General features: G+C 68.6%; 18 protein-coding genes and 1 pseudogene. 11 read left to right on the top strand and 8 right to left on the bottom strand.

Annotated elements, in window-relative coordinates; translation table 11 throughout:
• Positions 1-115: 115 nt before the first annotated feature.
• The 3 genes from TCCBUS3UF1_RS12300 to TCCBUS3UF1_RS00770 all read right to left on the bottom strand — a co-directional run bounded on the left by TCCBUS3UF1_RS12300 (position 116) and on the right by TCCBUS3UF1_RS00770 (position 4,882).
• Complete coding sequence (locus tag TCCBUS3UF1_RS12300) at positions 116-2,731, bottom strand: hypothetical protein (protein WP_304412073.1); 2,616 nt, start codon at positions 2,729-2,731, stop codon at positions 116-118.
• A 69-nt stretch (positions 2,732-2,800) separates the two neighbouring features.
• Positions 2,801-4,021, bottom strand: a complete 1,221-nt coding sequence (locus TCCBUS3UF1_RS00775; RefSeq protein WP_014514494.1) for an IS256-like element ISTth4 family transposase — start codon at positions 4,019-4,021, stop codon at positions 2,801-2,803.
• A gap of 6 nt (positions 4,022-4,027) precedes the next feature.
• Positions 4,028-4,882, bottom strand: a complete 855-nt coding sequence (locus TCCBUS3UF1_RS00770) for a BTAD domain-containing putative transcriptional regulator (protein ID WP_014514576.1) — start codon at positions 4,880-4,882, stop codon at positions 4,028-4,030.
• 562 nt (positions 4,883-5,444) lie between these two features.
• On the opposite strand from TCCBUS3UF1_RS00770, the gene TCCBUS3UF1_RS00765 reads away from it, so the two are divergent.
• The 4 genes from TCCBUS3UF1_RS00765 to TCCBUS3UF1_RS00750 are packed head-to-tail and all read left to right on the top strand — an operon-like array spanning position 5,445 to position 9,187.
• The gene (locus tag TCCBUS3UF1_RS00765) at positions 5,445-5,846 is read left to right on the top strand and encodes a type IV pilin (RefSeq protein WP_231291400.1); all 402 of its coding nucleotides are present in this window, start codon (positions 5,445-5,447) and stop codon (positions 5,844-5,846) included.
• Positions 5,843-6,331: a prepilin-type N-terminal cleavage/methylation domain-containing protein gene (locus TCCBUS3UF1_RS00760; RefSeq protein ID WP_014514574.1), complete on the top strand. Its 489-nt coding sequence runs from the start codon at positions 5,843-5,845 to the stop codon at positions 6,329-6,331. The genes TCCBUS3UF1_RS00765 and TCCBUS3UF1_RS00760 overlap by 4 nt, the downstream gene beginning before the upstream one ends.
• 16 nt (positions 6,332-6,347) lie before the next feature.
• A complete protein-coding gene (locus tag TCCBUS3UF1_RS00755; protein ID WP_014514573.1) occupies positions 6,348-7,256 on the top strand; it encodes a prepilin-type N-terminal cleavage/methylation domain-containing protein in 909 nt (302 codons plus the stop codon).
• 11 nt (positions 7,257-7,267) lie between these two features.
• Positions 7,268-9,187: a DUF4900 domain-containing protein gene (locus TCCBUS3UF1_RS00750; protein ID WP_014514572.1), complete on the top strand. Its 1,920-nt coding sequence runs from the start codon at positions 7,268-7,270 to the stop codon at positions 9,185-9,187.
• A 64-nt stretch (positions 9,188-9,251) separates the two neighbouring features.
• On the opposite strand, the gene cobO is transcribed toward TCCBUS3UF1_RS00750, so the two are convergent.
• The 3 genes from cobO to cobT are packed head-to-tail and all read right to left on the bottom strand — an operon-like array spanning position 9,252 to position 11,504.
• A complete protein-coding gene (gene cobO / locus TCCBUS3UF1_RS00745; RefSeq protein ID WP_041433623.1) occupies positions 9,252-9,815 on the bottom strand; it encodes a cob(I)yrinic acid a,c-diamide adenosyltransferase in 564 nt (187 codons plus the stop codon).
• Complete coding sequence (locus TCCBUS3UF1_RS00740) at positions 9,794-10,492, bottom strand: adenosylcobinamide-GDP ribazoletransferase (RefSeq protein WP_014514570.1); 699 nt, start codon at positions 10,490-10,492, stop codon at positions 9,794-9,796. Before TCCBUS3UF1_RS00740 ends, cobO begins: the two co-directional genes overlap by 22 nt.
• A 4-nt stretch (positions 10,493-10,496) precedes the next feature.
• Positions 10,497-11,504 carry a nicotinate-nucleotide--dimethylbenzimidazole phosphoribosyltransferase gene (gene cobT / locus TCCBUS3UF1_RS00735; RefSeq protein WP_014514569.1) on the bottom strand — a complete coding sequence of 336 codons (1,008 nt, stop codon included), beginning with the start codon at positions 11,502-11,504 and terminating at the stop codon, positions 10,497-10,499.
• A gap of 42 nt (positions 11,505-11,546) precedes the next feature.
• Between cobT and TCCBUS3UF1_RS00730 the strand changes: the two genes are divergently transcribed.
• The 7 genes and pseudogenes from TCCBUS3UF1_RS00730 (at position 11,547) to TCCBUS3UF1_RS00700 (ending at position 16,228) form a co-directional block, all read left to right on the top strand.
• Positions 11,547-12,065 carry a histidine phosphatase family protein gene (locus TCCBUS3UF1_RS00730; RefSeq protein ID WP_014514568.1) on the top strand — a complete coding sequence of 173 codons (519 nt, stop codon included), beginning with the start codon at positions 11,547-11,549 and terminating at the stop codon, positions 12,063-12,065.
• Positions 12,062-12,913, top strand: a complete 852-nt coding sequence (gene cbiB, locus TCCBUS3UF1_RS00725) for an adenosylcobinamide-phosphate synthase CbiB (protein WP_014514567.1) — start codon at positions 12,062-12,064, stop codon at positions 12,911-12,913. Before TCCBUS3UF1_RS00730 ends, cbiB begins: the two co-directional genes overlap by 4 nt.
• Positions 12,914-12,917: 4 nt before the next feature.
• Positions 12,918-13,336, top strand: a pseudogene (locus TCCBUS3UF1_RS00720) (HEPN domain-containing protein).
• A complete protein-coding gene (locus TCCBUS3UF1_RS00715) occupies positions 13,260-13,604 on the top strand; it encodes a nucleotidyltransferase domain-containing protein (RefSeq protein WP_369791723.1) in 345 nt (114 codons plus the stop codon). The pseudogene TCCBUS3UF1_RS00720 and the gene TCCBUS3UF1_RS00715 overlap by 77 nt, the downstream one beginning before the upstream one ends.
• 9 nt (positions 13,605-13,613) lie before the next feature.
• Positions 13,614-13,940 (top strand): nucleotidyltransferase domain-containing protein, encoded by a 327-nt coding sequence (locus TCCBUS3UF1_RS00710; protein WP_014514565.1) that lies wholly within the window; start codon positions 13,614-13,616, stop codon positions 13,938-13,940.
• Positions 13,918-14,331 carry a HEPN domain-containing protein gene (locus TCCBUS3UF1_RS00705; RefSeq protein WP_014514564.1) on the top strand — a complete coding sequence of 138 codons (414 nt, stop codon included), beginning with the start codon at positions 13,918-13,920 and terminating at the stop codon, positions 14,329-14,331. Before TCCBUS3UF1_RS00710 ends, TCCBUS3UF1_RS00705 begins: the two co-directional genes overlap by 23 nt.
• Positions 14,318-16,228, top strand: a complete 1,911-nt coding sequence (locus TCCBUS3UF1_RS00700; protein WP_014514563.1) for a cobyric acid synthase — start codon at positions 14,318-14,320, stop codon at positions 16,226-16,228. Before TCCBUS3UF1_RS00705 ends, TCCBUS3UF1_RS00700 begins: the two co-directional genes overlap by 14 nt.
• Before the next feature lie 47 nt (positions 16,229-16,275).
• Here TCCBUS3UF1_RS00700 and TCCBUS3UF1_RS00695 read toward each other — a convergent pair whose 3' ends face one another.
• Together TCCBUS3UF1_RS00695 and TCCBUS3UF1_RS00690 are read right to left on the bottom strand one after the other, a co-directional pair.
• Complete coding sequence (locus tag TCCBUS3UF1_RS00695; protein ID WP_014514562.1) at positions 16,276-17,379, bottom strand: hypothetical protein; 1,104 nt, start codon at positions 17,377-17,379, stop codon at positions 16,276-16,278.
• 127 nt (positions 17,380-17,506) lie between these two features.
• Positions 17,507-18,838, bottom strand: a complete 1,332-nt coding sequence (locus TCCBUS3UF1_RS00690; protein WP_014514561.1) for a S8 family serine peptidase — start codon at positions 18,836-18,838, stop codon at positions 17,507-17,509.
• Positions 18,839-18,957 lie beyond the last annotated feature (119 nt).

The raw sequence follows: 18,957 nt of genomic DNA, 5'->3' as shown, positions 1-18,957 counted from the left end.
CTCCTTGTGCGGTTTACCTTAGCCGGGTAGGCGTGGCAAAAGCGTGGCAGGGGGTGCAAGGGCGCCCTCCATGGGGGCAAAGCAGAGGGCGCTGCCCCTCTCTTGGAAGAAGGCATCAGGAAGGCGAACCCGGATAAAGACCGTACGCTTTCCTACAGGCCTCCTTAAGGAGGGGGTACCCCTCGAGGCTCTCGCATAGGGCCCGCAAGGCCTGCTCGCACAGGCGTTGCTGCTCCTGGGCCTGGCGCAAATTGCCCCGGGCACGCAAGGCCGCCGTCACCGCCTGGCGCAGCGCGAGCTTTTCTAAGGGGGGTATTTCCGGGGCCTGCAAAAACTTTAGCCCTGCTTGGAGGTCATCCTGGGAAACCTGCCCAAGCCGGGCCTGGGCCCAAAGCCGAACGCTCCAGAGCTGCGAGGTGGTGGTGGGGTCGTCGGAGTGGGTGTCCTGCACGGCCTGCAAGGCGCGGGCCGGTTGATCCAGCCTCAGCCAGGCCAGCCCCTCCACCCAGGCCACGCGCGGGGGGTTCAGGGAGTCGGCCAGGTGGGGTTCCTGGCGCAGGCGCCCCAGCCGCTTTAGGGCTTGCTCGGGCTGCCCCAGCGAGACCTCGCAGCGGGCCAGGTGGGTCTCGGCCCAGGGCAGGCGGCCCCACAAGCCCAGTTCCTGTATGGACCGAACCGCCGCCTCCAGCAACCGCCGGGCTTCGGCGGGCTGGCCCAGCCAGTGCAGGTCGTCGGCCAGCACCACCTGGTAAAAGAGGGCATCGGCCCGGTGGCCGCTTCTCTGGCTCAGTTCCAGCGCCCGGGACACCGCCCGGTAGGCCTCCCCCAGGGCCCCCCGGTACCAGTGCACCAAGCTCAGGTTGTTCAGAAACTTGGCCTCCATCTCGGGGTTTTGCGGCTCACGGGCCATTTGCAGGCCCTCCTCGAGGGGGCCCAGGGCAGCTTCGAAGTTGCTGCGCTGGTAGTGGATGGCAAACAGGTTCAAAAGGGCGTAGCGCAGCAGGGTTATGTCCCCCATCTCCCTGGCCTCGGCGATGGCCCGTTCGGCCAGCTGCACGGCCTCCTGGTAGCGGCCCTGGGCGGCGGTGAAGGTGGCGGCGTTTTGCAGGGCGTTGTTCTGACCGGTGCGGTTGCCCAGCTTTTGCGCCAGGGCCCGCTCGGCCTCGGTGTAGCCCAGGGCGGCCTCCAGCTTGCCCTGCCGGTAGGCAAAGATGCTGAGCCAGTCGTAGACCTCCAGGGTCAGGGGCTCGGCCGGCAGTAGGACCTGGGCTTGCAGCAAACGGGCTTCGGCGGCCCCAAGCTCCCCCATCGCCCCCAGGGCCCGGCCCCCCAGGTAGAGCGCCTTGGCCTGTAAGGGAGCGGCCAGAGGCCCGGACTGCCCCACCCCTTCGGCCTCCGCCAGCGCCTCCTTATAGCGCCCACAGAGCAGGTGGTGCTCGGCCCAGCCCAGCCGGGTTTCGGCCTGCAAGGCGGCCTCTCCCAGTTCCTGGGCCAGCCGCTCCATCGCCCCCAGGGCCTCGGCCCAGGGGGTGCGTTCGTCCAGGGTCTGCCAGAGCCGGGCCCGCTCGCGCTCTATCTCGTAGGCCACTTTGCCTTCGGCGCCGTCCGACAGGGCCAGCTGGTACTGCTCCAAGGCCTCCCGGTGGGCATAGACCCGGACCGCGGCTAGGGCAGCCCGGAGGCGCCAGGGGATGGCCTCCTGGGGCCTACCGCCCTCTTCCCAGTGTTCGGCCACGCGGGCCGGGCTACCGCCCTGGCGGGCCAGGCTCTGGGCCATTTTGCGGTGCAGGAGCCGGCGTCGCTCCGGGCCCAGCCCTTCGCGCACCGAGCGCCGCACCAGCTCGTGGCTGAAGGCATAGCCGGCGTCCTGGCGGCGCAACAGGTCGGCGGCCAGGGCCTGCTCGAGGGCCTCCAGGCTTTCCCACTCCGAAAGGGCGGTGGCCCCCCTCAGCACCTCCAGGCTGAAGCCATCCCCCGCCAGGCTGGCCGCCTCCAGGAGCCGCCGGGGCGCAGCTCCCAGCCCCTCGATGCGCCGCCACACGGCCTCCCGCACCGAGGCGGGCAGGGGCAGCTCGCGGTAGTCGGTGGTTTCCTGGTCGTAGGGGGTGTGCCAGCCCTCGGGGCCCACCTGCAAGGCCCCCGACTCGAAGAGCGCCTTGAGGGTTTCCAGCACAAACAAGGGATTGCCCCCAGTGGCTTGGTAAAGCCGTTGGGTAAAACGGGTGGCCCCAGAGGAGCCCGAAAGCGCCCGCACCAGCCGCAAGAGGTCGGTCTCGGAAAGCGGCTTCAGCTCAAGCAGAATGGCCTTCCCTCCTTCAACCTGCTCTCGGATGGCCCTCAGGAAGGCAGGATCCAGCTCCTCCGGGCGGAAGGCCACCAACGGGCGCAACATCCCCTCCGGCAGAAGCCGGGCCATGGCATAGGTGGCCGCCTCGAGGCTGGCCGCGTCGCGGACGAAGTGCAGATCATCGGCCACCACGCTCCTCACCCCCTGTCGCCCCAAGGCCCGGATCACCTCGGTGATGGCTTCCAGCAAGCGCACCTTGCCCTCGAGGCCCGAAGCAGGGGCCAGGGATCCTTCCCCAAGCTCAGGCAGGAGCCGGGAAACTTCCCTCCTTGCCCAAAGAGGAAGCTCCAAAGCCGGGAATTGCCCTAGGGACTCGCGGAGACCCCGGGTGTAGAAGGCGTAGGGGATGCCCCCGTCGGAGGGATCCGCCCGCAGGAAAAACATGGGGCCCTGGCGCTGGGCAAACTCCAACAGCAGCCGGGTCTTTCCTACCCCAGGAGGTCCGGGGTCGTGTCAAGAGTTATGTGTAAGAGTCTGTGTACGGGGGGCATACCGCTCCTGAAGCATCTTCTCCAGCACCTCCTTCACCTCCGAGAACCCCTTTAGTTTCCGTTCTGCCCACCTCCCTTCCTGCCTCTCCGACTCCAGGTAAAGAAGCTTGTACACCGCCTCTTCCTTAGGAAACTTGTGGTCCCGCACCTTCGTCCCCCGCCGCACTTCCCGGATAAACCGCTCCATCAGGTTGGTGCTCCGCAGGTACGGCCAAAGCACCTTGGGGTACCCGTAGAACCGCAGGAAGGCCCCCGAATCCTGTACCCAAAGCCCCACCACCCCCGGGTACCGCGAACCCCAGGCGGCCTTCACCTCCTCCAAGGCCCCAAGAGCTTCTTCCCGGCTCTCCGCCCCGTACACCCGCCTCAGGTCCTCCGCCAGCAGGCCCCGGTCCCGCGCCCGCACCTGGGACAGGCTCCACCGCACCCCGTGCACCACGCACCGCTGCCATTCCGCCTGAGGGTAGACCCTGCGGATCGCTTCAGGAAGCCCGGGCAGCCCGTCGGTGATGAAGAGCAATACCCGCCGCAGGCCCCGCTGCCAAAGCTCCCCCAGGACCCCCTCCCATCCCAGGGCGCTCTCCGTGGGCAACAGCCAAAACCCCAGGACCCGCCTCTCCCCATTAGGGGCGATGCCCAGGGCCACATACACGCTTTCCCGTACGATCCCTTCTCCTTCCCTGAAGACCTTTAGGGAAAGCCCGTCCAGGTAGACGAAGGCCATCTCCTCGGGCAAAGGCCGGGTGCGGAAGGCTCCTGCCGCCTCCAGGACCTCGTCCGTCAGGGCGCTCAGGGTCTCGTGGGAGTAGCGGTGGCCTAAGAGCAGGCTCAGTATCTCGGCCGCCTTGCGCTGACTGACCCCGGCGGCGTAAAGGGCTACCGCCACTTCCCCCACGTCCACCAGGCGGCGGACGTAGGGCTTAAGGAAAGCCGGGTAATACCGAGATTCCCGATCCCTAGGGACCTTCAGGTCCACCTGGCCGAAGGTGGTCTCCAGCTTGCGGGGGTAGTAGCCGTTCCTGCGGCCTCCGTGCACCTGCAAGAAGGCCGTCCGGTCCAGCTCCAGAACCGTCTGCAGAACCTCGGCTACTGTCTCCCGCACCGCTTCCCTCAGCAAGATCCGCAAGGTATCCTGGTCCACGGGGCACCTCCTCGTGCTAAGGTGTGCCCCCCTATTAAACACGGACCCTTACACATAAATCCTTACACGACCAGGTCCGGAAACGTAGATGGCCTGTTGCGCCCTCCAAGCTGCTTCCATCTGGGCCCATTCCTGCTCCCGCCCCACGAAGGGAACCCGGGACACAACCCCTATGACCTCGCGCACCGGGGGGAGCCTTACCGGGTTTAGGGTCCCCTCCTGGATCTGCCGGACCAACTCCAGGGTTTCCGGAAGGGGCTCTAGGTGGAGCTCGCACCGGAGGAGCTCTTTCAGGCGGGCAAACCTGGCCAACGCCGCCTCCCGCTCACCCAAAAGGGCCTGCAAGCGCATGGCTTCCCGATGGTGGAACTCCTGGAGTTCGTCCTCCCGTAGGAGGGTAAGCCGGCTGGCCAAAGCCCCCCGCAGGTCGTGGGCGGCCTCGAGGCGCTGAGCCTGCCGGTGCAAAGCCTCCCGCCAAAGCTGGGCTAGACCTTCCCGCCGTCCCTCGAGCCAGTCGGCAAACCCCGTGGCCCCCGGCAGGTCTAATCCTTCCAGCAGAGGCCCCTGGTAGAGGCTAAGAGCGGCCTGCAAATCTCCGTGCTCAACGGAGGCCCTAAAGGCCTCCACATCGGTTTCCAAGGGCTCAAGGGCAAGCCAGCCGCCTTCGGTCCGCAACACCGCGGCCACGGGCGTGTGCCGCAAACGATTGAGTTCACGGCGCAGGTTGGCCCGGGCGCCGGCCTCGTCCTGCTCGCTCCAAAGTAGCCCTGCCAGCTTGGTCCGTGCCGTGGGGCCTTCCAGGGCCAAGTAGGCCAGCAGGGCCAAGAGCTTGTGGGTGGGCAAGGCCACCCGCCTTCCCGCCTGCTCCAGAGCAGGGATACCCAGCAGGCGGAAACGCAGCATGGCTTACCCCTTAGCCTACCGCATCCCTCTTGGCCCAGGACGAAGCTTGCAAATAGGGCCTAGCCATGACTCTCCCGCGAACCCTAGAAAAGCCCCATCGAGTAGGGGCGTACCCTTCAAAACTCGGGGCCTCGTATCGAGGCGCAGAAGACTCTTTCCCTTTCCCCAAAGATCATGGCATACAGGGATCCTCCAGCTCCCTGGGCCTGAGGACCAGGTCACCAATAAGCCAGGGCATCCGACCCACCAGGCAGGCCGAGGTGCAGCAAGCCTCCGCAAACCCCTGGGGTATCTAGGCTAATAGGCTACGGTTCATGACCACGAATCCCTCCCGCACAGAGGGCAGCCTAAGGGCAACCCAATGCAAACGTTTAGCCTACGGGTGCGGAAGCAACAATCCTTGTCTGGATCTCGCACAAGTGCCCATCACCCACTTGAGCGACTCTAGCCCCCCCATGGGGGATGCCTGCACAAGGGCTTCCTGGTTAGTATTAGAATGACAATGTGTCCTTGGGGAGGTAACCCGTTGAAGACAAAAGGCTTCACTGTTACGGAGCTCCTTGTGGTCTTGGTCATCCTGGCGGTCATTTTCACCATCGCGGCATTCAACGGGCGCCGAACCCTTCTTGGCCAGGAGCAAACCGCGTTTCTGCGAACAGTGCAAGGTCTTTTCTGGCAAGGGGCCACGGAAGCGGCGAGCCGCGGCGCGGAACTCAGCCTGGTGCGGCAAGGTAATCGCCTCCAGCTCCGCTTGGGAAGCCAAACCCTGCGCACGGTGGACATACCTCAAGGCGTGAACCTTTCCCTTCCCCAAGGAACGGTGGTCCGCTTCTCCCCCCCAGGTAAGCTCCTGGACGCGCAGGGCCAGAACCTCTCCTCTCCCTTATCCTTCACCATCAGCATAGGCCAAAGGACATACGCCTATACGGTCTCGCTCATCGGTGAGGTCAAGGGGGCACCATGAAGCGTGGGGGGTTTTTCCGCAAGGGGCTTACCTTGGTTGAAGTTCTCATCGCCATTACGGTGCTTAGCCTGGTGCTCCTCGCGCTCAACGCCCTCCTGGTTTCCAGCCTGCGGCACACCTCTATCTCGGGCGCACGGACGCAGGCGGTGCAGATCCTCAACTACGTGGGGCGCAGGATCGTGGGCGGGGAAACCCTCCTTCTCCCCGGTTCCACACCCCTCAACTACGGCTACGGCTCCTTGCGTCAGAACTTTCCCGATCTGCCCCAGGAGGTGCGCTTCGCCAACCCCGACCTGTACCGGGTGGCCATCAGCAACCTGGGAACCCCCACGTGGGCCAGTTCCCTAGGGGTAGGCGTCAACGAGTACCGGATCCTCGTATGCTGGCGGCAAGGTGGCCGGGAGCATTGCGCCGAGGGAAGGACCTTCTCCGCGCCTCCTTCCACCGCAAGCCCGAGCACGCCCCCCTTGGAGGGGATCAACTGAAGGTCTGGAGGCTAAGATGCGCGCAAAGGGTCTTGGAAATCGGGGGCTTTCGCTGGTTGAGGTCCTTCTGGCCCTTACCATTTTCGGTATCGTAATGGCCATCGCCTACGGCAGCGTCGTCCAGTTTATGCAGACCCGCTCCGACCTAGATGCCACGGTAAGCGCTCAAGCCAAGCTCCGGCGGATCGTGGAGGTCTTTACCCAAGACCTGCGCAGCGCCGTATTCGGGGGCCTGGCCTCCACGCCTTACCCTACGGGGAGGAACAGCATCTCCTTCGCCCTCATCGACGGGGGAGCAGGGTATCCGGTTCTGCCTCACGACAGCGGCAACAACAACAGCTTCAAACAAGCGGCGGAGGTCAAAATTCTCGCCCTGGCAACCCAGGCTTCGCAAATCGGCATCAACCGAGGGGATTATGTCCTCATGGTCAACCGCAATGGGGATGGGGTCATCCTCCCGGTAACTGGCGTCAACGCCGTGGGTGGCCAAGCCAACCGGTGGCACGTGGTCCATGCGGGGTGCGGCAACACCATTGACTACACTCCCAATACGCTGCTCTTTCGCGTCCGAACCGTGGGCCTAACCTACGACCCTGCCACCAAACAACTGTCTTACAGGGAAGGCTCGGGCAACCCCCTTCCCATGGCCTTTGACCTCACAGGCTTCCGCATCGATTACGTCTATGAAGCGGGCAGCCAGGATGTGTTGGTGAATCCTGGCCCTTACAACTATGGGGCTCCTTCGGCCTCACCCCCCTACCAGTTCACCGCCGCGGGAAAAACCTACACCCTAAAACGACTGTCCCTTACCCTCTCCGCCGGGTTCGCATCCCGGGGACGAACGTTCGAGCGAACCTACACCAGCCAGGTGGAGCTCTCCTCCAACACCCAGTATCAGGTCAAGCGGATCATCCCGTGCCAATAGGGAGGGTAAGGATGAGCAGAAAGGGCATTGCACTGGTAATCGCCTTGGCCACCCTGGTGGTGGTTTCGGGCATCGGCACCCTCCTCTTCGTGCGCACCCTGGGGGAGATCCGGCACAGCGGCCAGGACCAGGGCATCGTGCAAACCTTGATGCTGGCCCGTGGCGCCGCCAACGTAGGGGGTACTTTCCTGAGCACCACGGGCCGCGACCGCCTGAACACCATCGTTCGCAACACGGCCAGCAACACCGCGTGCTGGGCTTATGGCGGCAACGCCAACTGCCAGTCAGGGCAGACTCCTGACCCCGTGGCCGTAGCCCAAGCCCTGGGGACCGTGGCCTCCCAGCTCCAGAGCCAAGTGGATGGGTCCCTCTGCCCTAACGGTACCCCAAGGAACCTGGCCCCAAGCGGACTGAACGCCAACGTAACCCTCCGGCTCCACTTCACCGCCACCGCCTGCGGGCAGGGACTTCCACCTGGGACCCAGCTACCCGCAGGTCGCTTTGTGGACGGCAGTCCGAGAACCGCAGGGGCTTCCAACACCGCACAGACCTACGCTTTGCCCTTCGTGATGGTAGCCCAGGCCGAGATGGGCCCCTACCGCCGCAACGTGGTCCTGCAAGGGGAGTATCGGTTTACCGTGGGCCGGGCCAGCTTTGCCCGCTGGGCTCTTTTCACCCACATCCACACCCTTCCTGACGGTACGGATGTGTGGTTCACCGAGCGAACCCTGTTCGACGGCCCCGTGCACACCAATAGCCACCTGCGCCTCTACCGCAGGCCCTGGTTCGGGGGCGAGGTGACCAGTGCGGGCTGTACCAACCCGGGAGACTCCTCCTGTTCGGGTCAAACCCGGGCGGGAGCCTACTTCTATGGGGTCAACGGGGGCAACCTGGTGCTGGCCACCAACATGCAGCCCAGCGCCAGTGCGCCTTCTTACACCAACACCTTCGGTACCCACGCCCCAGAATTTACCGCCGGGGTAGACTGGAATGCCCCTTTCATCCCTTTGCCCCAGAACAACCAGGATCAACGCAGCGCAGCCCAAAGCGGAGGCCTTTACTTCCAGCGGACCATTACTAACCTGCGCCTGGAGCGTAAGTGCATCGAAAACCTCACAGGTCTTGAGGTAACGTGCGCGCTCCCTCTGCCCGTGGGCGTGAGCAAGTTCCAGTACATTACCGTCACGTACTGCGCCAACAACAACTGCAACCAGACCGCCACCGAGATCTACCGCTATGGGCCCGACCTGAAACTCTACCAAAGGGTAACCCAGGGCAACACCACCACCTGGCAGCCCGTAAGGCGTAACAACAACGACGTGTACTTTAACGGGGTCATCTTCAGCGACGGCGAAATCCAGAACCTGTCCGGACCAAGCAGGACAAATGCCAACGACCCCAACACGGCTGGGCCTGCCTTGGCCGAGTTTGCCCAGATCACCGTGGCCGCCAACAACACCATCCAGATCACTGGGGATCTCAAGTACGAAAACCCGCCCTGCTCAGGGACACCCACGCGGAACCCCAACGGCACCGTGAACCCGGCCAGCTGCGATAACCTCTCGGCTGAAAACGTGCTGGGCATCTTCAGCCAAAACGGCGATGTCTTAATCGATCAGGGCGCGCCTAGGGATCTTCACATTCACGGAACCCTCATGAGCGCCAGGGGCGTGGTGCAGGTAGAAAACTACAATTCCATAGCCAACAAGGGCAACGTGTACCTCATCGGCGGGATCATCGAAAGGTTCTACGGGGCCTTTGGCACCTTCAACCCACAAACCGGGCAGAACAACACGGGATACGGGCGGGCTTTCACCTACGACCGCCGCTTCCTCCAGGGGTTAGCACCACCCTTCTTCCCCACCACGGGCGTTGACCAGGTGATGGGGGTGAGCGTGTTCAGCTACGGGCAACGGGAACAGGTGTACTGAATGGTTCCTAGGTAATGGGGTATAGGGGGTTGGGTCCTAATCGGGCCAAAACCCCCTTAGCTCTTCAGTGCTCCATCCCCCGCTGGGCCGGCACCCCCTGGTCAAAGGCGTGCTTCACCTTGCGCATCTCCGTCACCGTGTCCGCCAGGGCCACCAGGGCCTCCGGCGCCCCACGCCCCGTCACCACCAGGTGCACGTGCCGGGGGCGGGCCTTCAGGGCCTCCAGGAACTCCTCTAGGGGAATCCAGCCGTAGCGCAAGGGGTAGGTAGCCTCGTCCAGGACCACCAGGTCCGCCTCCCCCGAAAGGAGAACCCCCTTGGCCCGGGCCCACCCCTCCCGGGCCAGCCCCGCCGTGGCCTCCAGGTCCCGGCTCCTCCAGGTAAACCCGTCCCCCAGCCCCTCCACCGGCACCCCCAAGAGGGCAAAGGCCCGGTGTTCCCCAAACCGCGCCCCCTGGTGCTTCAGGAACTGGAAGATGCGCACCCTAAGGCCCCGCCCGTGGGCCCGCAGGGCCAGGCCGAAGGCCGCGGTGCTCTTCCCCTTCCCCTCCCCCGTGTAGACCAAAAGGAGGCCCCGCCTCTCCCCCTCCGGCTTCCGGTAGGGCTTCACCCGCTTAGGCTCCTCCATAGGGCATAGCTTAAGAGGGCGGAAAGCTCCGCAAGGGCGATGCCCGCCCCCAGCACGTCCCCGTTGAGCCCCCCCAGGCGTAGGAGGGCCAGGCGGGCCACCCCCCAGGCGGCGAGGAGGGCCAGGAGGGCGGGCAGGGGGTAGAGGAGGGGGAAGGGCAGGGCGAGGAGGGCAGGAAGGAGGAGGGGCCCCCCGCGGATGAGGCCCGCCATCCCCGGGCCCAGGAGGGGGTAGCGGTGGAGGAGGGGCAGGGGGAGGAAGCGGGCGAAGCCGGGGAAGAGGAGGAGGAAAAGGGGGTCCCTCACCAGGGCCAGGGCCTGCCAGAGGAAGAGGAGGTAGACCCCGCCCACCCCGAAGGCAAAGGCCCCCAGGTGAGGGTCCTTGAGGATGCGGAGCCGCTCCTCCCGGGTCCTGGTCCCGAGGAGGGCGTCTGCCGCGTCCAGGAGGCCATCCAGGTGGAGAAAGCCCGTGAGGCCCAGGAGGAGGCCCAGGGCCAGGGCCCCCCAGAGGCCCTCGGGCAGGGGGAGGGGGGCCAAGAGGGCCAGGGGCAGGCCCAGGAGGTAGCCCACCAGGGGGAAGAAGGCCGTGCTCCGGCGGAAGTCCTCCTCCTTGGCCCCGTGGGGGGCCACGGGCAGGAGGGTGAGGAGGGCCAGGGCCAGGCGAAAGGCGAGGAGCACGGGCCTAGAGCCGGTCGGAAACCCCGGCCTCCTCAAAGGTGGCCATGTGCAGGATGCGGGCCGCGGCCCGCAGGAGGGGCATGGCCAGGACCGCCCCCGTCCCCTCCCCCAGGGCCAGGTCCAGGTCCAGGAGGGGCTTTAGGTCCAGGGCCTCGAGGGCGTGCCGGTGCCCGGGCTCCCGGGAGAGGTGGCCGGCAAAGAGGTGGTCCCGGATCCCGGGGGCAAGCCGCCAGGCCAAAAGGGCCCCGCTCGTCACGGGAAAGCCGTCCAGGACCAGGGGAAGCCCCCGGGCGTACCCCTCCAGGTAGACCCCGGCGATGGCGAGGAGCTCCAGCCCCCCCACCTGGGCGGCCACCTCCAGGGGCCCCATCCCCGGCCCCAGCCGCCCTAGGGCCCGGGCCACGGCCTCCCGCTTCCGCCTTAGGCCTTCCTCCCCCACCCCGGTCCCCCGGCCCACCACCGCCTCCGGGGGGAGGCCCAGGAGGGCTGCGGTGAGGGCGGCGGCGGTGGTGGTGTTGCCGATGCCCATGTCCCCCGCGGCCAGGAGGGTGGCCCCTTCGGCGATGGCCCTCCGGGCCGCCTCCCGCCCGGCCTCGAGGGCCCTTTCCGCCTCCTCCAGGGTCAAGGCCGCCTCCCGGGCCAGGTTGCGGCTTCCCTCCCGCACCTTGGCCTTGAGGAGCCTGGGGTGGTCGGGAAGCTCCCCCTTGACCCCCACGTCCAGGACGTAGACCTCGCACCCCGCCACCTGGGCGAACTGGTTGATGGCCGCCCCGCCCCGGAGGAAGTTCAGGACCATCTGCCGGGTGACCTCCTGGGGATAGGCGGAAACCCCCTCCTCCGCCACCCCGTGGTCCGCGGCCGCCACCACCACCCCCCCCGGACCGAGCTCGGGCCTCACCCGGCCCTGGATGGCGGCAAGCCTTAAGGCCACCTCCTCCAGCCGCCCCAAGGAGCGGGGCGGCTTGGTGAGGCGCTCCATGCGCCTTTGGGCCGCTTCCCTGATCCCCTCCATGCCCCCACTATACCCACCCCCCACCCGGCTTAGACTGGCCCTATGGAACTCTGGCTGGTGCGCCACGGGGAGACCCTGTGGAACCGGGAGGGGAGGCTTTTGGGCTGGACCGACCTCCCCCTCACCCCCCTGGGGGAGGCCCAGGCCAGGGCCCTCCAGGGGCTTCTTCCCCCCCTTCCCGCCTACAGCTCCGACCTCTCCCGGGCCCTGAGGACGGCCCTCCTGGCGGGCTTCTCCCCCACCCCCACCCCCTCCCTGCGGGAGATCCACTTCGGCTCCCTGGAGGGGGCCCTCTGGGACGCCCTGGACCCCGGCCTCAAGGAGGCCATGCTCCGCTTCCAGGGGTTCCACCCCCCCGAGGGGGAGAGCCTGGACCGGTTCCAGGAGCGGGTCCTGGCCTTCCTGGGGGGCCTTAGGGCCCCCGCGGTCCTCTTCACCCACGGCGGGGTGATCCGGGCCGCCCTCAGGGCCCTGGGGGAGGATGGCCTCATCCCCTTAGGGAGCGCCGTGGTCCTGGAGTGGCCCAAGAGGGTCTTGGACCGGATCCTCCCTAGCCCGTGAGCCTCCTTTTGGCCCTCCTTCTGGACGCCCTCTTGGGGGAGCCCCCGGCCCGGGGGCACCCCGTGGTCCTCATGGGGCGGTACCTGGCCTGGGCCTGGCCCCGGGTGCGGGGGTTTTGGTCCGGGGCCCTCTACTGGGGCCTGGGGGCCCTCCTCTTCACCCTTCCAGCCCTCCTCCTGGACCTCCTCCTGAGGCCCCTGGGCCTGGGCTGGCTCCTCCTCGGCCTCCTCCTCAAGCCCCTCTTCAGCCTGAGGATGCTCCTCCTCGAGGTCCTCGAGGTGGAAAGGGCCCTGGGGAAGGGGCTGGAGGCGGGCCGTAGGCAGGTGGCCCGCCTGGTGAGCCGCCCTACGGGCGGGCTCAGCGAGGAGGAGGTGCGGGAAGCGGCCCTGGAGAGCCTGGCGGAAAACCTCTCCGATAGCCTCCTCGCCCCCCTCCTCTACTACGCCCTCTTGGGCCTGGCGGGGGCTGCCCTCTACCGCTACGCCAACACCGCCGACGCCATGTGGGGCTACCCCGAGCACGGGGAGAGGGGGGCCTTCGCCGCCCGGGCGGACGACCTCTTGAACCTCCTCCCCGCCCGGCTTGCGGGCTTCCTCCTATGCCCCCCAAGGCTATGGCCCAGGCTCCTCCAGGAGGCCCGGAAAACCCCCTCCCCCAACGCCGGCTTCCCCATGGGGGCCATGGCCCTCCGCCTGGGGGTGCGCCTGCGCAAGCCGGGGGTCTACGCCCTGAACCCCACCGCCCCCTCCCCCACCCCCGCCCACCTGCGCCGGGGGGTATGGCTGGCGGGAGCCTGGGGCTACGGGCTCGGGCTAGCCCTGGGAATCCTCCTGGAGGTGGTAGGCTGAAGGGGTGGAGCGGAGCCGGGACTTCCTCCTCCAGGCGGGGCGGGACCTGGAACAGGCCCGGCTTTCCCTCAGGGAAGGGTTCTACGGGTGGGCAGCCTTTGCCGCCCAGCAGGGGGCAGAGAAGGCGGTGAAGGCGGTTTTCCAACGGCTGGGGGCTGTGGCCTGGGGACATTCTGTGGCCAGGCTTCTAGAGGAACTTGCCCAGACCTTTCCCGTGCCGGAGGCCCTCCTGGATGGGGCCAGCGAGCTGGACAAGGCCTACATCCCTAGCCGCTACCCCGACGCCCTGCCGAGGGAGCGCCCTTCGCGCATTACCGAAGGGCGGAGGCCGAGCGGCTTCTTGCACATGCGGAGGAAATCCATGCCTTCTGTGCAGGTCTTCTATCCTCCCTGGAACAGGGAAACCCTCCTGGAACGCCTTAGGAAGGGCCTCGAGGCCCTGGCCCAGGAGGTGCCCCTGGAGGCCGCCTACCTCTTTGGCTCCTGGGCCAGGGGGCGGGCCGTGGCGGGAAGCGACGTGGACCTCCTCCTCCTCTACCGGGGCCCCCGCCGGGAGGACCTGCACCGCCTGGCCCGGCGGGCCTTTCCCGGCCTCCCCCTGGAGCTCCACGCCTACACCCTGGAGGAGGCCCAGGCCCTGGGGCCCGTCCTCGCCCGGATGCTCCAGGGGGCCGTGCCCCTGATGGGCTAAGCTAGGGGCATGGAGGCCGACCTGGAAGCCTACCTGGCCCAGGCCACGGAGCGGCTCAGGGAAGCCCTGGACCTGGAGGCCCTCTACCTCTTCGGCTCCCACGCCCGGGGTACCGCGGACCGGAGGTCGGACCTGGACCTCCTGGTGGTGGCCCGCACCCCCCTCCCGCCCCTGGCCCGCCTGGAGCTGGTCCTCCAGCTCTTGGCCGACGCCCCCCTGCCCGTGGAGGCCCTGGTCCTGACCCCCGAGGAACTGGCCGAAAGGAGAGAGCTCCCCTTCCTCAAGGGGGTGTTGCGGGAGGCCAAGCCCCTCTATGAGCGCGGAAAAGCGGCGTGAAGAGGGCCTGAGATGGCTCGCCCAGGCCCAGGACGACTGGGAGGCGGGGGAGGCCCTCCTCGGGGCGGGGAAATTCGCCCAGGCGGCCTTCCTGGCCCAGCAGGCGGGGGAGAAGGCCCTCAAGGCCCTCTGGATTGCCCTTGGCCTGGACCCTTGGGGGCACAGTCTGGCCCGGCTGATCCGGGACCTGCCCGAGGGGATGGGCGGGGCCCTCCAGCCCCTCCTTCCCCAGGCCCTGGCCCTGGACAAGCTCTACATCCCCACCCGCTACCCCGACGCCCTGCCGGGCCTCACCCCCAAGGAGGCCTACACCCAGGAGGAGGCCCAAAAGGCCCTTATGGACGCCCAGGCCATCCTGAAGGCCGTGGAGGTGGCCCTTGGGAAGGGCTAGGGCCCTGGCCGTCTGGGGCACGGGGAGCGGGGTGGGCAAAAGCTTCCTCGCCGCGGCCCTCCTCCGCCACTTCCGCCGCCTGGGCCTAAAGGCCGCCCCCTTCAAGGCCCAGAACATGTCCAACCACGCCCGGGTGGTGGCCGGGGGGGAGATGGCCAGCGCCCAGTGGCTCCAGGCCCTGGCCGCCGGGGCTGAGCCGGACCCGCGGATGAACCCCATCCTGGTGAAGCCCTTCGGGGAAGGGGGAAGCCAGGTGGTGGTCCTAGGCCGGGTGGACCCCAGGCTTTCCCACTTGCCCTGGAAGGAGCGGAAGGCCCACCTCCTGGCCCCGGTGCGGGAGGCCCTGGAGGGGCTTCTTGGGGAGTACGACCTCCTGGTCCTGGAGGGGGCGGGAAGCCCGGTGGAGCGGAACCTCTGGCCGGACCTGCCCAACCTCCAGGTGGCCGTCTGGGCCGGGGCCCGGGCCCTCCTGGTGGCGGACGTGGACCAGGGGGGTTCCCTGGCCGCCTTCTTCGGCACCTGGGCCCTTCTGGGGGAGCACCGGGAGCGGCTTTTGGGCTTCGTCTTCAACAAGTTCCGGGGGGACCTGAGCCTTTTGGAGCCGGCGTATGCCCTCCTGGAGGGGTGGACGGGGGTGCCCGTCCTGGGCACCTTGCCCCTCCTGCCCCTGGAGCTTCCCGAGGAGGACGGCTTCCGCCACCGGCCCAAGGAGGGGGAGGGTCCCAAGGTGGCCCTCCTCCGCTACCCCCACGCGGCCAACCTGGACGAGTTCTGGGCCCTGGGGGAGCTGGTCCGCCTGGTCCACGCCCGCACCCCCGAGGAGGCCGAGGGGGCGGACCTCCTCATCCTCCCGGGAAGCCGCCTTCCCGCCCGCGACCTCCCCTGGCTTAGGGCCTTCCTCCCCCTCCTCCGGCGCCACCTGGAGGCGGGAAGGCCGGTCCTGGCGGTGTGCGGCGGGGCGGAGATGCTCTCGGAGGCCCTGGTGGACGAGGAGGGGGTGGAGGCGCAAGGGGTCTTCCCCGGGCTTGGCCTCCTCCCCTTCCGGGTGCGCATGGAGCGGGAGAAGACGGTGCGCCGGACCCGGGTGCGCTTTGGGGGGCTCCAGGGCTTCTGGGGGCGGCTCAACGGCCTCGAGGCCACGGGGTACGAGATCCACCACGGCCAGGGCCTCCCCCTCCTCCACCAGGAAGGCCCCCTCCTGGCCACCTGGCTCCACGGCCTCCTGGAGGACCCCGGGGTGCAGCGGGCCCTCTTCGGCCGGGAGGCCAGGGGGCTGGAGGAGGCCCTGGAGGGGGCCGCGGACGCCCTGGAGGCCCACCTGGACCTCCCCGCCCTCCACCGGGCCCTGGGGCTTGTGGGAGGGGTCCACCCCGCCCCCAGGCCCCAGGCCCCAGACCCCCCGCCCGCCCCCGGCCTGGTCCTCTTCCTGGGTGGGGCAAGGAGCGGCAAGAGCCGCCAGGCCCAGCGCCTGGCCGGGCCCTTCGCCACCCTCATCGCCACCGCCGAGGCCCGGGACGGGGAGATGGCGGAGCGCATCGCCCGCCACCGGGCGGAGCGCCCCCCCACCTGGGAAACCCTGGAGGAGCCCCTGGACCTGGTGGGGGCCCTGGCCCGGGCCCAGCACCCCGTGGTGGTGGTGGACTGCCTGACCCTCTGGGTGTCCAACCTCCTGGAGCGGGGCCTGGACCCCCTGGCGGAGGCGGGGCGCTTCCTGAAGGCAGCCCAGGAAAGTGGCAAGCGGGTGATCCTGGTGAGCAACGAGGTGGGCATGGGCATCGTCCCCGCCAACCCCCTGGCCCGCCGCTACCGCGACCTCCTGGGCGAGGTGAACCGCTTGGCGGCGGAGGCGGCCCAGGAGGCCTACCTTCTGGTGGCCGGGCGCCTTCTCCCCCTGTAGGCCAGGGCCCGGGAGGAGGGCCTTCCCGGGCCCAAAGGCCAAAGGGACTAGCGGTCCTTCTTCTCAATCCCCCGCAGGAGAAGGCCCCCCACCTGGAGGTGGACCAGGGGCGGCCCCTGGAGCCTGTCCTCAATGCCCAGGTACCGGGGGCGGGGGTCCTGGCCGAAGCACCCGTCGCACCAGCCCACCTCCCCCACCCGGAAGCGCAGGACCTGGCCGGGGTTGCGGAGGTCCTGGGCCTCGAGCCCGTACCCGCCCCCGGGCTCCTGGGTCAAGGAAAGGCTCAAGAGGCGGGCGGCATCGGCCTTGGTGAGCTTGGCCCCCTTCCCACCCCGCCAGTAGGCCACCCCCAGGGGCTGGCCCACCAGGTCCGCTGGGCTTCGGGCGGTGGAAAAGGCGGGGTTTTGGTAGGGGGCAAAGGCCAAGACCAGGTCTTCCCGCAAGAGGAGGGCCGGGGGCCAGGAAAGGCTGAAGGGCTTGGGCAGGCTGAAGGCCTGGCGCAAGGCCTCCTCCAGGGAGGCCGTGGGGTTTTGCGGGGGGGTGGGACCCGCCCACCCGGCAAGCCCCTCCGGGCCAGGAGCGGCCAGGTGGAGGCGGAAGGGATATTGGATAAGGCTATCCGCCCAGAACCCCCCTAGCCCTATCTTGTTGTAGCTCCAGCGGGGCTTGGCCGTGGGGTCCGTCCCCGGGCCTCCGGGCTCCGCCGTGGCCGGGGTAGCCTCCTCGATGGGGGTACCCTCCCCCGTCCGCCCGCGCCAGACCATGCGGTAGCCCCCTTCCCCATCCCCCACCAGCTCCATGGGGGCGTAGGCGCACCGGCGCCCGTCGCTGCTGCACTTGATGGTGATGCCCAGGGGCTGTCCCAGAAGCCCTCCCGGGTCCTGGGGCGGAGTCCAGCCCGTGGCCTGGGCCAGGACGGTGAGGCCGTCCGAGTCCTTGACCAGGGTCAGGGGCCGCCCCCCATCCCCTTGGGGGGTAAGCCCTTGGGCCGAGGCCTCCACCCCCTCCACCCAGGCCAGGACGGCCCCGTACACCGCATCCTCCGCCGCTAGGGCTTCGTTCAAGGGATCGGTACCGCCCCCCAGGTTGCACCCCGCAAGCAGCAGGCCCGCAAAGGCCCCTATCCAGACTCCAACGAAGAGCTTGCGCATCTCCCGCTTCCTTTCTGAGGGACCAGGCCGGTTTTCCTGGAAGCCTCGAGGGCAAACTACCCCGGGGAGGGTGAACGGCCCCTGAACGGAAGACCCACCGCTAAGAGGGCAAGGGCCCTAAAGCCCCTCAGGGGGCCTGCCCCAGGTCCAGCATCCCCGCCCCCACCGCTTGGGTCGGTTGGGGAAGGGCTTTGGCGCTCTGCATCAAGTGGCCTTGTACCTGGGCCGGGGTGAGGCCCGGCTGGGCCTCCAGCCAAAGGGCCATGGCCCCGGCCACCAGGGGGGTGGCGAAGGAGGTGCCGGTGCAGCTTCCCCTGCCCCCACCCGGAAGGACGCAGTCCAGGTCGGTGCCGGGGGCGGCGAGGTCCACGTAGGTCCCCCGGGTGCTGTAGGCCGCGGGCTTCCACTCCCCCTGGACCTCTTCCAAGGCCCCCACCGCCACCAGGCCGGGAAGGTCCAGGGCTGCGGGGTAGTGGGCCGGGCTCCCCTGGTTCCCCTGGTTGCCCGCGGCCGCGGCCACGGGGAGGCCCTGGGCCAGGGCGGCCTCGAGGGCCAAGCGCAGGGCCTCCACCGGGGTATCCCCGCCCAGGCTCAGGCTGAGCACCGTGGGCCCCTGGCGGTTGGCCACCACCCAGCACACCCCCCGCACCACCCGGCTGGCCCGGCAGACCCCGTTCCCGTCGCATACCCGCACCGGGACGATCTGGGCGTCAGGGGCCACCTCCTTCACCAGCCCGGCGGCCCCGGTGCCGTGGCCCCCGGGGAAGGCATCCTGGGGGACGGGGTCGTCCTCCACGAAGTCGTAGCCGGGAAGCTGGGGGATAGCCGCGTCCACCCCGGTGTCCAGCACGGCCACCCGCACCCCTTTGCCCGTGCGCCCCCGCCTATGGGCCAGGGGCGCCCCCACGGCCTCCCCGCCCGAAACACCCCCCAGGCTCCAGAGGCTTTCCGGATCGGCCTTGTAGGCCGGGTCCTGGGCCTCCAGTTCCTCCAAGGCCCTTCCCAGGGCCTCCCCGCTGTACCCCAGCTCGGCCAGGGCAAAGCCGCAGGCGGAAAGGGAATCCTGGCGGAGGAGGGTGAACCCCTTGGGCAGACGGGGCTCGCGGCCCAGGGGCAGGCGCAGGAGGACCCGGCTAGGGTCCACCCGGCCCAGGAGGCCCAAGGTGCCCTGGGCCTCCTGGCTCCCCGACACCACCCGGACCGGTTTGGGGCCCCCAGGAAGGGCGGGGACCCGGAAGCGGACCGCCCGGACCTCACGGGCCGTCACCTCCGCCTCCACCTCCCCCACGTAGACCCGGGCCTCCAGCCCCCCCATCCCCGAAAGCCTGGCCTCCACCTCCTCCCCCGGAACCGCCCGGGAGGGGTAGAGGGTGAGGGAGGGCTCCGAAGGGCCACACCCCGCAAGCCAGGCCCCCAAGAGCACCCAGACCAGCCATAAGCCCTTGGCGCGTTGGGTCATCTTCCTCTCCTTCCAGGAGAAGCACGCTCCGCCCGCCCAAATCCAGCACCCAGATGGGCATGGTTAGGGGAGGGGAAGGCCGTTCCCTCCAGGGACGGCCGGGCAGCGGGGCCTGGGCC

Source organism: Thermus sp. CCB_US3_UF1 (genome assembly GCF_000236585.1).
Classification (GTDB): Bacteria; Deinococcota; Deinococci; order Deinococcales; family Thermaceae; genus Thermus.
The sequence above is the reverse complement of the archived record's forward strand: the minus strand, read 5'-3'. Positions and strand labels throughout refer to the sequence as shown.